Here is a 12,811-nt window from a genome sequence, read left to right as displayed (position 1 = left end):
TCACGGGCGACCACGGGCGGGGCTCACCAGGTGTCGACCGACCGTCCGCTGCCCCGCAGCCGCCCGTCCCGGGCCGCGGCGTCGACGACCCTGGCGACGACGTGCCTGGTCTCGGCCGGGTCGATGACGTCGTCGATCTCGAAGTGCCGGGCCACGTTCAGCGCCGAGGAGCGCTCCCGGGCGAAGGCGGTCAGCTCACGGACGGTGCGCTCGCGCTCCTCGTCGTCCTCGATCGCCTCGAGCTCGCGCCGCATCGCCAGCCGCACCGCGCCCTCCAGGCCCATCGCGCCGAGGTGCGCCCCGGGCCAGGCGACGGTCAGCAGCGGCTCGTGGGTGCCGCCGCCGAGCATCGCCTGGGCGCCCAGCCCGTAGGCGCGGCGCAGCACGACGCCGACCAGCGGGACGGCCAGCTGCGCCCCCGCGACCAGCAGCCGCGAGGTGTGGCGCACCAGGCCGGTCCGCTCCGCGTCGGGCCCGACCATCATCCCCGGGGTGTCGACCAGCGAGACGACCGGGAAGCCGTGCGCGTCGCACAGCTGCAGGAACCGCGCGGCCTTGTCCCCGGCGTCGGCGGTGATCGCGCCGGCCATGTGCCGGGTGTCGTTGGCGAGCACCCCGACGGTCCGTCCCTCGACCCGGCCCAGGGCGGTCAGCAGCTCGGGGGCGAACGCCGGGCGCAGCACCGTCACGCTGCCGACGTCGCAGATCCCCTCGACGACCGGCTCCACGTCGTACGCCGTCTGCTCGCCCTCGGGGACCGCGTCCCGCAACGGCGTCGGGTCGGGCGCCGTCCAGTCCGCGACCGGGCCGAGGAAGTAGCCGAGCAGCCGGCCGGCGACCTCGGCCACCTCGTCGTCCTCCGCCACGACGTCGACCACCCCGTTGGCGGTCATCACCTCGAGCGGCCCGACGTCGGCGGCGGCCACGTCGCCCAGCCCGCCGCCGGCGATCATCGCCGGACCGCCCATGCCGAGCGAGGCCCGTGCGGTGGCGACGACGAGGTCGGCGCAGCCGGCGACCACGGCGTTCCCGGCGAAGCAGTTGTCGTCGACGACCGCGATCCGCGGCACCCGTCCCGACATCCGCGCCCACGCCGCGAAGGTGGTGACGTCGAGGGCCGAGACGAGCGGGATGTCGGTGTCGCCCGGGCGACCGCCCCCACCGGACGCGTAGAAGACGGTCGGCAGCGCGAGCCGGTCGACCACGTCGAGCAGCCGGTCGGTCTTGCGGTGGCCGCGCATGCCCTGGGTGCCGGCCATGACCAGGTAGTCGTAGGACAGCACCGCGCACTGCCGTCCCCCGATCGTCGCCAGCCCGCCGACGATGCCGTCGGCGACGGTGCGGTCCAGCAGGTCGTCGAGCTCGCGCCTGCCCTCCTGCGCGGCGGTCACGTAGCGGCCGTACTCCACGAAGCTGCCGGGGTCGACCAGGTCCGCGACGTGCTCGCGGGCGGTGCGACCGCCGCGGGCGTGGAGCCGCGCGACGGCGTCGGGGCGGGCGGCGTCCTCGGTGAGGGCACGCCGCGCGAGCAGGTCGAGGAGCTCCTGGCGGATCGGCACGCGCGGAGTCTAGGGAGCGTCGCGCAGGATGGCCCGGTGGCTGCACCTCGTCCCGACCGGCGCGCGCTCCTGCTCGGGCTCGCCGCGGCACCGCTGGCCGCCTGCGGCTCCGACGGCCCGGCCCGGGTCGGTCGACCCCCGACCCGCTCCCCGGTCCCGACCGCCACCCCTGCTCCGCGACCGGCGGTCGCCGCGCTCGGCCGGATCGAGGAGAGGTACGACGCCGTGGTCGGCGTCGCCGCGGCGGGCACCGGCGGCCTGCTGCTCGGCCACCGCGCCGGATCCCGGTTCGCCCTGTGCTCGACGTTCAAGCCCCTGCTCGCCGCGGCGCTGCTCGACCGGGACGGCCCTCCCGACGCCCGCACCCGCCGGCTGATGGCCGACGCCGTCCGCGACAGCGACAACGACGCGGCCAACGCGCTGCTGGCGTACCTCGGCGGGCCGGCCGCGCTGACGGCGTACCTGCGCGGGACCGGGGACGGGGTCACCCGCCTCGACCGCACCGAGCCGGCGCTCAACGAGCACGCGCCGGGCGACCCGCGGGACACCTCGACCCCGGCCGCGCTGGCCACCACGTACTCCGCGCTCCTGCTCGGCGACGCGTTGCCGACGGGCCGGCGGCTGCTGACCGACCTGCTGGTCGCGAGCACCACGGGCGAGGCCCGGATCCGGGCCGCCGTCCCGGACGGGTGGCGGGTCGGCGACAAGACCGGGACGGGCGGGCACGGCTCGGTCAACGACGTGGCGGTGCTGTGGCCGCCGGGCCGTGACCCGTGGGTGCTCGCGGTGCTGGTGCGCTCCCGGCGGGCCGACGGCGAGGTGCCGGAGGCCGCGGTCGCCGACGCGGCCGCAGTGGCGATCCGCGCGGTCGGGCGGCTCAGCGACGCGTGACGCGCGCGGGCAGGTGCGTGCGCGGCGCCATCCGGGCGCCGTGGCGCGGGCGGCGGTGCCCGGCCAGGTAGAGCAGGGTGACCACCCGCTGGCGGTGCGGCCGCCACGGCTCGAGGTAGGCCTCCATGGCGGCGTCGTCGAACGGCGTGCCGGTCAGCGCCCACCCGACGTCCTTGGCCACGTGGTAGTCGCCGAACGAGACCGCGTCGGGGTCGCCCAGCGCGCGCTGCCGCACCTCCGCCGCGGTCCAGCGGCCGATGCCCGGGATCGTGCCGAGGCGCCGCTCGACCTCGTCGCCGGGGAGGCCCGCCAGCCGCTCCATCGCGTCGGCGACGCGGGCGACGGTGACGATCGCCCGGGAGCGGGCGTGGTCGACGTGCATCCGCAGCCACTCCCACGACGGCACCTGCCGGATCGCCTCCGGCGTCGGCTGCACCCACAGGTCGCGCTCGGGGCCGGGGCCGGGCGCCGGCTCCCCGTAGCGCCGCACGAGCATCCGGTAGCCGGCGAAGGCCTCCTGGCCGGTCACCTTCTGCTCCAGGATCGCCGGCACGAGCGCCTCCATGACCAGGCCGGTGCGGCCCAGCCGGGCGTGGGGGTGGCGACGGCGCGCCTCGGCCAGCACCGGGTGCCGCGGGTCGAACCCCGACCAGTCGTCGGACGCCCCGAGCAGGTCCGGCACCGAGGCGAGCGCCCACCCGGCACCCGGGCCCCACGCCTCGGCCTGCACCTCCCCGTCCCGGGGCTGGAGGTGCAGCGCCAGGGTGGCCGCCCCCTCGGGGGTGCGGATGCCGCGCCAGTGCCGGCCGTGCCCGTCGACGCGGTACGTCGGGTCGCCGCCACCGCGCTTGTGCGGCCACATCGGCCTGAGGCTGCAGGGCCACTCGGGGCGCCACACACGGGTCGACGAGGTCATGGGCACGACGCTAGCCCGACGGACCGACACCACTCGAACGAGAACACGTTCTAGCACGCATCGCTAGGGTGCGGCCCATGCTCCAGGTCTCCGACGAGCGCCGCGTGCGCACCCTGACCCTCGACCGGCCCGAGGCGCTCAACGCCTTCAACGAGGCGTTGTACGACGCGCTCGCCGACGCCCTCCTCGAGGCGGCCGACGCGCCGGACGTCGCCGTGGTGCTGCTGACCGGGAACGGACGTGGCTTCAGCGCCGGCACCGACCTCCTGGAGATGCACCGGATCGCCACCGACCCGACCTTCGAGCGCGGCCGGCACGGCTTCCCCGGCCTGGTCGACGCGCTCGTCGCCTTCCCCAAGCCGCTCGTCGTGGCGGTCAACGGCGTCGGGCTGGGCATCGGCGCGACCATCCTCGGCTTCGCCGACCTGGCATTCATGTCGACGACCGCGCGCCTCAAGTGCCCCTTCACGTCGCTCGGCGTCGCGCCGGAGGCCGCCTCCTCCTACCTGCTCCCCCGGCTGGTCGGCCGCCAGGACGCCGCCTGGCTGCTGCTCTCCGCGGAGTGGGTCTCGGCGGAGGAGGCGCACGAGATGGGCCTGGTCTGGCGGGTGTGCGAGCCGGAACGGCTCCTCCCCGAGGCCCGCCGGCACGCCGAGGTCCTCGCCTCACGACCCATCGCCTCGCTCGTCGCGGTCAAGGAGGCGATGACCGCTCCCCTGCGCGCCGGCATCGACGCGGCCCGCGAGCGGGAGAACGCCGCCTTCGCCGCCCTGATGGGCGGCCCGGCCAACCTCGAGGCCCTCAGCGCGTTCGCCGAGGGCCGCGAGGCCGACTTCACCGGGATGTAGCGACCGGCCGGGGCCCTCGGCCCGGCTCGCGCACCGTCGCGTCGAGCGGCTCTCCGGCGCGAGCTGGTCCGCCTCGGTGACCAGGCACCGGGAGGGAACCCTGTTGCACCGCTCGGCAAGATTGGGCCCGTGCTCCTCGCCGACGTCGTCGCCACCTCCCGGGCCGTCGCCGCCACGCGCTCGCGCAAGGCCAAGGTCGCGGCCGTCGCCGAGCTGCTCGGACGCGTCGACCCGGCCGAGCCGGAGGAGGTCGCGACCGTCGTGTCGTACGTCGCCGGCTCGCTGCGCCAGCGGCGCACCGGTCTCGGCTGGCGGTCGCTGACCACCCTGCCCGAGCCCGCCGACAAGCCGTCGCTGACGGTGACCGGCGTGCACGAGGCGTTCGGGGCGATCGCCGACCTCGCCGGGCCCGGGTCGCAGTCCGCACGGGCGGCCGCCGTGGCCGAGCTCTTCGGGCGCGCGACCGCCGACGAGCAGGCGTGGCTGCGCGGCCTGGCCACCGGGGAGGTCCGGCAGGGCGCGCTCGACGCGCTGGTCCAGGAGGCCGTCGCCGTCGCCGGGGACGTGCCCACCGCCGCCGTCCGCCGGGCGGCCATGCTGGCCGGGTCGACCGTCGCCGTGGCGGTCGCCGCGCTGGCCGGGGGCGAGGAGGCGCTGGCGGGCTTCGGGCTCCAGGTCGGCCGCCCCGTCCTCCCGATGCTGGCCTCCTCGGCCACCTCCACCGAGGCGGCCATGGCCAAGGCCGGCGGCGCGGGCGGTGAGGTCGCCATCGACACCAAGCTCGACGGCATCCGGATCCAGGTGCACCGCGACGGCGACGAGGTCCTCGTCGCGACCCGCTCGCTCGACGACATCACCGCCCGGCTGCCGGAGGTGGTCGAGGTGGCCCGGTCGCTGCCCGCCACCTCCTTCGTGCTCGACGGCGAGGCGATCGCCCTCGACGCCGAGGGCCGGCCGCGGCCGTTCCAGGAGACCGCGTCGCGCACCGCGCAGGCCTCGGACGGTCGCGTGGCGGTCACGCCGTACTTCTTCGACCTGCTCCACCTCGACGGCCGCGACCTCCTCGACGAACCGGGCAGCGAGCGGCTCGCCGCGCTCGAGCGCCTCGTCCCCGAGCCGCACCGCGTCGCCCGGCTCGTCACCTCCGACGTCCCCACCGCCGACGCCTTCGTCGCCCGGGTCCTCGCCGCCGGCCACGAGGGCGTGGTCTTCAAGGACCTCGCCGCGCCGTACGACGCCGGCCGCCGCGGCTCGGCCTGGGTCAAGGTCAAGCCGGTGCTGACCCTGGACCTCGTCGTCCTCGCCGTCGAGTGGGGCTCGGGCCGCCGCCAGGGGTGGCTGTCCAACATCCACCTCGGCGCCCGGGACCCCGCGACCGGCGACTTCGTGATGCTCGGCAAGACGTTCAAGGGGATGACCGACGAGATGCTGGCCTGGCAGACCGAGCGCTTCCTCGGGCTCGCCACCGCCCGCGACCCCTACGCCGTCCGCGTCCGGCCCGAGCAGGTGGTCGAGGTCGCGATCGACGGCGTCCAGCGCTCGACGCGCTACCCCGGCGGCGTCGCGCTGCGCTTCGCCCGCGTCCTGCGCTACCGCGACGACAAGCTGCCCGAGGACGTCGACACCGTCGACAGCGTGCGCGCACTGCTGACCGGCACCACCGCACCCACCGAGGAGGACGCATGAGGAACGTGCAGTTCTGGCAGGTCTCCGGCTACGAGGCCAACGCCGACATCGAGGACGAGCCGCTGCCGCCGGGCCTGCTGCACCGCGGCACCAACACCGGGGACGGCGCCACCGTCCTCGTCTTCTGGGACGAGGCGATGGGCCGCTGGCAGGAGGTCGACCCCTCGCTCGTCGATGCCTGAGGCCGGCTACGGGCGCCGGCTGGCCACGGCGGCGCTGTCGTACGCCGTGCTCCACCACCTCGGCGTGCTGCCCGACGGGCTCGGCAGCGCCCCCGAGGGCACCCGCTGGGCCGACTGGCTCGACCTGGCGGTACCGTGGCTGGTGCTCGCGCCGGCCGCGGCGACCCTCGCCAGCGCGTCGGCCACGCCCCGCCAGTGGGCGGTGCTCGCCTGCGGCGCCGTCGCGTGCGCCTCCGGCCACGACATCCACCTCGCGGCCAACTCCGTCGGCAACACCGCACCCGGACCGACCGCGCACCTGTGGGACGAGGCCGTCGGGCACCTCGTCTGGTGCGCCGGAGTGGCGCTCGTGCTCGCCGCGCTTGCCGGCACCATGCGCGACCGGCCGCGGCCGACGGGGGCCGCAGCCGTGGTCGGCGCAGGCCTCGCCGTCCGTCGGCGCCACCTGGGCGACCAACGCGGTGGGCGGTGAGGGCACGGCACTCCCCGCGCTCGCGCTCGCCGCGGCGGGAGCCGGGTGGAGCTGGCGGCACCGCCGCGGCCTGGGTGTGCTCGCGCTCGTCGCCTCCTCGACCGCCGTCGTCGTGCTGGTCGCGCTGCTCGTCGGCTGACCGCCCTCGGGGGCCGCGCCGCAATCGTTCAATTGAACGGTTGCGACGCGGTGGAACCGCTCCCACCCCACCGGAACCCAGCAATTGAACGATTGCGGCGGCTGGGGACGCCGCCCGTCGAACGCGTCACACGCGTGCAACTGCGAGTTGCAGCATCGCTACGATCGAGGGCATGACCAGCCAGCGGACCGAGCACGGAGCGGCACCGCGCACCGATGGCCGGCGCTCCGCGGCGGCCGCCCGCCGGCGGGCGCGGGAGCAGGAGATCATCGCGGCGACGCGCCGGCTCTTCGACGAGCGGGGCGTGCGGGACGCGCAGATCGACGACATCGCCTCGGCGGTCGGCATCAACCGCGCGATCGTCTACCGGCACTTCTCGGGCAAGGAGGAGATCTTCGCGCTCACGCTGGTCTCCTACCTCGAGGAGCTGCGCGGCGAGCTGGAGCAGGCGGCCGAGGGTGTCGAGCCAGCGTCCGAGCGGCTGGCGGCGATCGTGACGGCGTTCGTCGACTACGGCTTGGCCCACCCGGCGTTCGTCGACTGCGCGCAGGCGCTGATGCGCCGCACCGGCGCCGAGCTGCTCGACGAGATCAGCGAGAGCGCGCTCTTCCGGCTCGGCCGGGGCATCTCCTCGTGCCTCTCCCAGCTCGGCCGCGCGCTCGAGCACGGCGTCGCGACCGGTGACTTCCACGTCGACGAGCCGGCACTGCTGGCCAACACGCTGTACGCCAGCGGGCTGGGCGCCCTGCAGCTGGCCCGGCTCGGGATCCTCGTCGAGGAGGCCGCCCCCGGCGTGCCCACGGTCGGCGCGATCTCCCCCGACCAGGTCCGGCACTACCTGGTGACCTCGGCCCTCGCGCTCGCCACCCACCCGCCCGCCTGACCGACCCGCCTGACCGACCCGCCTGACAGACCCGCCTGACAGACCCGCCCGACAGACCCACCTGACCGACCCGGCTGAGCACTCGCACTCATGCGCACCGGCCGGGACCGGACGAGGCTGGTGGCATGACCGACGAGCCGCGTCCCCTCGACGTCCCGGCCTACCCGGCCCCGCAGCACCGGCCCGACGAGCAGCCGCCACGCTCTCGCCGCGCGCGGATCGTCCGCGGGGCGGTGATCGAAGTGGTGTCCTTCGCCCTCGGCCTGGCCGCCCTCGTGGGCCTCGGGCTCGGTGCGCTGTGGGCCTTCGACCCGATGGGCGACGAGTGGGTGTGCTCGGAGGGCGAGGCGCCGATCGAGTACCCCGCGGGCGGCGGCGAGTGCCTCCCGGAGGGGACGAAGGACCTGCCGGAGGGTGCGCGCTGGGAGCCGTTCGGCAACCGGCCGATGCCGTACAACTGCGACAAGGACGGCTGGGTCCCCGTCGAGCGCGACGTCGTCGTGCGGGGCGAGCCGGACGTCGAGGAGGACTGCGTCCGCGAGGGCACCGACCTCCCCGACGGGTGGCGGGTCCGCGACGACGACTGACCGGACCGGGCCCCAGGACGGCGAGAGGGGCCGGCCGCCGATGTGGCGGCCGGCCCCTCGTCGTACGTCGGGGGCGGTGCGGGTCAGCGCTCCAGGATCGCCACGACGCCCTGGCCACCGGCGGCGCAGATCGAGATGAGGCCGCGGCCCGAGCCCTTCTCCGCCAGCAGCTTGGCCAGGTTGGCGATGATCCGGCCGCCGGTCGCGGCGAACGGGTGGCCCGCGGCGAGCGAGGACCCGTTGACGTTCAGCTTCGAGCGGTCGATCGAGCCCAGCGGGGCGTCGAGGCCGAGGCGCTCCTTGCAGAACACCGGGTCCTCCCACGCCTTGAGGGTCGAGAGCACCTGCGAGGCGAAGGCCTCGTGGATCTCGTAGTAGTCGAAGTCCTGCAGGGTCAGCCCGTTGCGGGCCAGCATCCGCGGCACGGCGTACGCCGGCGCCATCAGCAGGCCCTCGCCGCCGTGAACGTAGTCGACGGCCGCGGTCTCGGAGTCGACGAAGTAGGCCAGCACGTCGAGCCCGTGCGCCGACGCCCACTCCTCGGAGCCGAGCAGCACCGCGGAGGCACCGTCGGTCAGCGGGGTGGAGTTGGCCGCGGTCATCGTGGCCGACTCGCCCTTGCCGAAGACCGGCTTGAGCTTGGCCAGTTTCTCGACGGTGGAGTCGGGGCGCAGGTTGTTGTCGCGGTCGAGGCCGCGGAACGGCGTGACCAGGTCGTCCTGCCACCCCTTGTCGTACGCCGCGGCGAGGTTCTGGTGCGAGGCTGCGGCGAGCTTGTCCTGGGCCTCGCGGGTGATCTGCCACTCCAGGGCGGTCAGCGCGGCGTGGTCGCCCATGGACAGGCCGGTGCGCGGCTCGCCGTTCTTGGGGATCTCCAGGCCGATGTCGCCCGGGCGGATCTGGCCGAGGGCGGCGAGGCGGCCCTTGGTGTCCTTGGCGGCGTTGACCTTCATCAGCTTCTTGCGCAGCTTGTCGCTGATCGCGACCGGCGCGTCGGAGGTGGTGTCGGTGCCGCCGGCGATGCCGGAGTCGATCTGGCCCAGCGCGATCTTGTTGGCCACCTGGACGGCTGCCTGGAGACCGGTGCCGCAGGCCTCCTGGATGTCGGTGGCCGGGGTGGTCGGGTCGAGCTTCGAGCCCAGCACCGACTCGCGGGCGAGGTTGAAGTCGCGGGCGTGCTTGAGCACGGCGCCGGCGACGACCTCGCCGACGCGCTCGCCCTCGAGGCCGTAGCGGCCGAGGAGACCGTCGATCGCGGCCGTGAGCATGTCCTGGTTCGAGGCGGTCGAGTAGGCACCGTTCGACCGGGCGAAGGGGATGCGGTTGCCGCCGAGGACGGCGACGCGGCGGGTGGTGTTCTCCATGCTCCTATCCTCGCCCCGCCCGCCCCGGTTCAACAGGACATGAGGGGCACGTCACGAAATGTGGACTCCGAGTTACACCTCTAGTTACATGGAGCAGCATGAGCGACCGTTACCGCGACTTCACCTCGTCCCCGATCGGCAAGATCCTCGTCAAGAACCTGGGACTGCCGAACCCCACCCGGCTGGAGCGGTACGAGGCCGGGGCGCCGCTCGTCACGGGCACCGTCGGCCTGGGCGGCCGCGGCCGGCTCGCCGAGTCGCTCGCCGGCATCCTCGACCTGGTCGGCATCGCCTCGACCGAGGTGGTCGGCGCCCCCGAGGAGGGCCAGCGGTTCAAGGGCCTCGTCTTCGACGCCACCGGCTTCCAGGACTCCGGTGACCTGGTCGCGCTGCGCGATTTCTTCACCCCGCTGCTGCGGAGCCTGGAGACCAACCCGCGCGTCGTGGTCCTCGGTACCCCGCCGGAGCAGGTCACCGGCGCCGAGCGGGTCGCGCAGCGCGCGCTCGAGGGCTTCACGCGCAGCCTGGGCAAGGAGGTCGGCCGCGGCGGCACCGTCCAGCTCGTGTACGTCGCCGAGGGGGCCGAGTCGGCCGTGACCAGCACGCTGGCGTTCCTCCTCTCCCCCAAGTCCGCCTACGTCTCCGGCCAGGTGGTCCGGATCGGTGCCCACGGCGCCACCGTCGCCGGCGAGGTCGCCGACTGGCAGCGGCCGCTCGCCGGCAAGGTCGCGCTCGTGACCGGCGCCAGCCGCGGCATCGGGGAGTCGATCGCCCGGGTGCTCCACCGCGACGGCGCGACCGTCGTCGGCGTGGACGTCCCGCAGGCCGCCGACCCGCTGCAGCAGCTGATGAAGGAGCTCGACGGCGACTGGCTCACCCTCGACATCACCGGCAAGGACGCGCCGCAGCGCATCGCGCACCACCTCAAGGAGAAGCACGGTGGTGTCGACGTCGTCGTGCACAACGCCGGCATCACCCGCGACAAGAAGCTCGCCAACATGGCCGAGGACCGCTGGGAGTCGGTGATCGGGGTCAACCTCACCGCCCCGGAGCGGATCACCCGCGAGCTGCTCGACCAGGGCGTCGTCAACGCCCACGGCTCGATCATCGGCGTCGCCTCGATCGCCGGGATCGCCGGCAACGTCGGCCAGACCAACTACGCCGCCTCCAAGGCCGGTGTGATCGGGCTGGTGGACTCGCTGGCCGACGAGCTGGACAACGGCATCACGATCAACGCGGTCGCTCCCGGCTTCATCATCACCCAGATGACCGCGGCCGTGCCGTTCGCGACCCGCGAGGTCGGGCAGCGCCTCAACGCGATGGCGCAGGGCGGCCTGCCGGTCGACGTCGCCGAGACCATCGCCTGGTACGCCAACCCGGCCTCGAGCGCGGTCAACGGCAACGTCGTCCGCGTCTGCGGCCAGATGATGCTGGGCGCCTGATGAGCACCCCCGAGACACGCGAGGTCTCCGGCGACGCCGGCGGGCTCACGACGCTGCTCCGGGCGGCGCTCCCGTCCCTGCCGGTGGTCGGCCGGCTGCCCGGCATCAGGAAGGCACCCGGCGGGGACTTCGCCGGCCTGTCCTTCAGCCGGCCGCCGGTCACCGTCGAGCGCGAGCACGTCGAGCGGTACGCCGCGGTCTGCGGCTTCCCGGTCAAGGACACCGTGCCGCTGCCGTACCCACACCTGCTCGCCTTCGGCCTGCACATGGCGGTCATGAGCGACCCGGCGTTCCCGGCCCCGGCGATCGGCACCGTGCACCTGGAGAACTCGATCACCCAGCACCGCCCCGTCCGGGTCGGCGAGTCCCTGGCGGTCTCGGTCGACGTCGGTCCGGCCCGCCCGCACGCCAAGGGCCGGGTCTTCGACTTCGTCACCACGGTCACCGCCGGGGGCGAGACCGTCTGGGAGGAGACCTCGGCGTACCTGCGGCGTGGGAAGGGCGAGAAGTCCGCCCCGGCCGGCGCGACCTTCCCCGACGCCCCCGCCGGCGGCACGATGTGGTCGCTGCCCGGCGACCTCGGCCGGACGTACGCCGCGGTGTCGGGCGACCACAACCCGATCCACCTCCACCCGCTGACCGCCAAGGCGCTGGGCTTCCCGCGCCAGATCGCGCACGGCATGTGGACGATGGCGCGCTGCACCGCCGCGCTGGAGAACCGGCTCGCCGACGCCGTCCGCGTCGACGTGGCGTTCAAGAAGCCGGTGCTGCTGCCCGGCAAGGTCGCCTTCGGCTCCCGGCCGCTCGACGACGGCTACGCCTTCTCGCTGAGCAGCCCGCGGTCCGGTGCCCCGCACCTGGCCGGTCGCACGACCAACCTCTGAGGCGGACTTCTCAGGGAAGTCCGGCGCTTCTCAGGGGACATTTCCCCTGAGAAGCGCCGGATTCCCCGGTGGACCGGGGAATCCGACAGACAGGCCCGCGCCACTCACCGCAGCGGCCGGATCAACCCCTCCTGCGCGACGGTGGCGACGAGCGCACCGTCCTGGGTGAACACCCGGCCGAAGGAGAGGCCCCGCCCGCCGGCGGCGGCGGGCGACCACTGGTCGTAGAGCCACCACTCGTCGGTCCGGAAGGGCCGGTGGAACCAGATGGTGTGGTCGAGGGAGGCCATCATCGTCCGCGACGGCGTCGTGTCGTGGGCGGCGAGCGACGCGCCGAGCAGGCTGATGTCGCTGGCGTAGGTGAACAGCCCGAGGTGGACGACGGGGTCGTCGGAGACCCGCTCCTTGACCCGCATCCACATCTGCGCCTGTGCCCGGTGCTCCGGGTGCGGCGGGAGCCCGGTACGGGTGTTGCCGAGGTAGCGCACGTCGATCGCGGCCCACTCCTTGCCGAGCGCCTCGGCCTCCTCGCTCCCCCGGCGACGCATCAGGTCGACCATGTCGGTGCCGTCCTCGGGACGACCGACCTGCGGCACGGCGTCCTGGTGCTCCCAGCCCTCCTCGGGCCGCTGGAAGCTCACCGTCTGGTAGTAGATGGCGCGCCCGTGCTGGCGCGCGACGACCCGGCGGGTGAGGAACGAGCGGCCGTCGCGGATCCGCTCGACGTCGTAGACGATCGGCACGGAGTAGTCGCCCGGCAGCAGGAAGTAGGAGTGCAGGGAGTGCACGGCGAAGTCCTCGCCGGCGGTCCGGATCGCGGCGACGAGCGCCTGGGCGGCGACCTGGCCGCCGTACACGCGCGAGCGCGCCGACTCAGGCTGGGCGCCGCGGAACAGGTCCGCGTCGATGTCCTCGAGGTCGAGCAGGCCCACCAGCTCCTGGACGGGACTCACCACGG

Annotated in this window: 14 protein-coding genes; 10 read left to right on the top strand and 4 right to left on the bottom strand. The window is 74.7% G+C overall.

Annotated elements, in window-relative coordinates; all coding sequences use genetic code 11:
- Positions 1–23 precede the first annotated feature (23 nt).
- Complete coding sequence (locus tag OSR43_RS09010; RefSeq protein WP_302270980.1) at positions 24–1,559, bottom strand: acyl-CoA carboxylase subunit beta; 1,536 nt, start codon at positions 1,557–1,559, stop codon at positions 24–26.
- A gap of 36 nt (positions 1,560–1,595) precedes the next feature.
- On the opposite strand from OSR43_RS09010, the gene OSR43_RS09005 reads away from it, so the two are divergent.
- Entirely contained in the window at positions 1,596–2,450 is an 855-nt protein-coding gene (locus OSR43_RS09005) for a serine hydrolase (RefSeq protein ID WP_302270979.1), read from the top strand.
- On the opposite strand, the gene OSR43_RS09000 is transcribed toward OSR43_RS09005, so the two are convergent.
- Positions 2,437–3,312, bottom strand: coding sequence for a DNA-3-methyladenine glycosylase (locus tag OSR43_RS09000; protein ID WP_302270977.1), 876 nt, complete (start codon positions 3,310–3,312; stop codon positions 2,437–2,439). The two genes, OSR43_RS09005 and OSR43_RS09000, sit on opposite strands and share 14 nt — an antisense overlap.
- 131 nt (positions 3,313–3,443) lie before the next feature.
- Between OSR43_RS09000 and OSR43_RS08995 the strand changes: the two genes are divergently transcribed.
- From OSR43_RS08995 to OSR43_RS08965, 7 genes are all read left to right on the top strand, one after another.
- The gene (locus tag OSR43_RS08995) at positions 3,444–4,214 is read left to right on the top strand and encodes an enoyl-CoA hydratase/isomerase family protein (protein WP_302270975.1); all 771 of its coding nucleotides are present in this window, start codon (positions 3,444–3,446) and stop codon (positions 4,212–4,214) included.
- A 129-nt stretch (positions 4,215–4,343) separates the two neighbouring features.
- A complete protein-coding gene (locus OSR43_RS08990) occupies positions 4,344–5,900 on the top strand; it encodes an ATP-dependent DNA ligase (protein ID WP_302270974.1) in 1,557 nt (518 codons plus the stop codon).
- A complete protein-coding gene (locus OSR43_RS08985) occupies positions 5,897–6,082 on the top strand; it encodes a hypothetical protein (RefSeq protein WP_302270973.1) in 186 nt (61 codons plus the stop codon). Before OSR43_RS08990 ends, OSR43_RS08985 begins: the two co-directional genes overlap by 4 nt.
- The gene (locus OSR43_RS08980; RefSeq protein ID WP_302270971.1) at positions 6,075–6,554 is read left to right on the top strand and encodes a hypothetical protein; all 480 of its coding nucleotides are present in this window, start codon (positions 6,075–6,077) and stop codon (positions 6,552–6,554) included. Before OSR43_RS08985 ends, OSR43_RS08980 begins: the two co-directional genes overlap by 8 nt.
- Positions 6,544–6,693, top strand: coding sequence for a hypothetical protein (locus OSR43_RS08975; RefSeq protein ID WP_302270969.1), 150 nt, complete (start codon positions 6,544–6,546; stop codon positions 6,691–6,693). Before OSR43_RS08980 ends, OSR43_RS08975 begins: the two co-directional genes overlap by 11 nt.
- A gap of 172 nt (positions 6,694–6,865) precedes the next feature.
- Positions 6,866–7,576: a TetR/AcrR family transcriptional regulator gene (locus OSR43_RS08970; protein ID WP_302270968.1), complete on the top strand. Its 711-nt coding sequence runs from the start codon at positions 6,866–6,868 to the stop codon at positions 7,574–7,576.
- 125 nt (positions 7,577–7,701) lie between these two features.
- Complete coding sequence (locus OSR43_RS08965; RefSeq protein WP_302270966.1) at positions 7,702–8,163, top strand: hypothetical protein; 462 nt, start codon at positions 7,702–7,704, stop codon at positions 8,161–8,163.
- A gap of 83 nt (positions 8,164–8,246) precedes the next feature.
- Here OSR43_RS08965 and OSR43_RS08960 read toward each other — a convergent pair whose 3' ends face one another.
- Positions 8,247–9,527, bottom strand: a complete 1,281-nt coding sequence (locus OSR43_RS08960; RefSeq protein WP_302270965.1) for an acetyl-CoA C-acetyltransferase — start codon at positions 9,525–9,527, stop codon at positions 8,247–8,249.
- 98 nt (positions 9,528–9,625) lie between these two features.
- On the opposite strand from OSR43_RS08960, the gene OSR43_RS08955 reads away from it, so the two are divergent.
- Positions 9,626–10,969: a 3-oxoacyl-ACP reductase gene (locus OSR43_RS08955; protein ID WP_302270964.1), complete on the top strand. Its 1,344-nt coding sequence runs from the start codon at positions 9,626–9,628 to the stop codon at positions 10,967–10,969.
- Positions 10,969–11,853 carry a MaoC/PaaZ C-terminal domain-containing protein gene (locus OSR43_RS08950; RefSeq protein ID WP_302270963.1) on the top strand — a complete coding sequence of 295 codons (885 nt, stop codon included), beginning with the start codon at positions 10,969–10,971 and terminating at the stop codon, positions 11,851–11,853. Before OSR43_RS08955 ends, OSR43_RS08950 begins: the two co-directional genes overlap by 1 nt.
- Positions 11,854–11,957: 104 nt before the next feature.
- On the opposite strand, the gene OSR43_RS08945 is transcribed toward OSR43_RS08950, so the two are convergent.
- Positions 11,958–12,806 carry an acyl-CoA thioesterase gene (locus OSR43_RS08945; protein WP_367891521.1) on the bottom strand — a complete coding sequence of 283 codons (849 nt, stop codon included), beginning with the start codon at positions 12,804–12,806 and terminating at the stop codon, positions 11,958–11,960.
- Between the last annotated feature and the right edge of the window lie 5 nt (positions 12,807–12,811).

The organism is Nocardioides sp. Arc9.136, from assembly GCF_030506255.1.
In the GTDB taxonomy this organism is placed as follows: domain Bacteria; phylum Actinomycetota; class Actinomycetes; order Propionibacteriales; family Nocardioidaceae; genus Nocardioides.
Note: the sequence above shows the minus strand (reverse complement) of the source record. Positions and strands in the feature narration are given on the sequence as shown.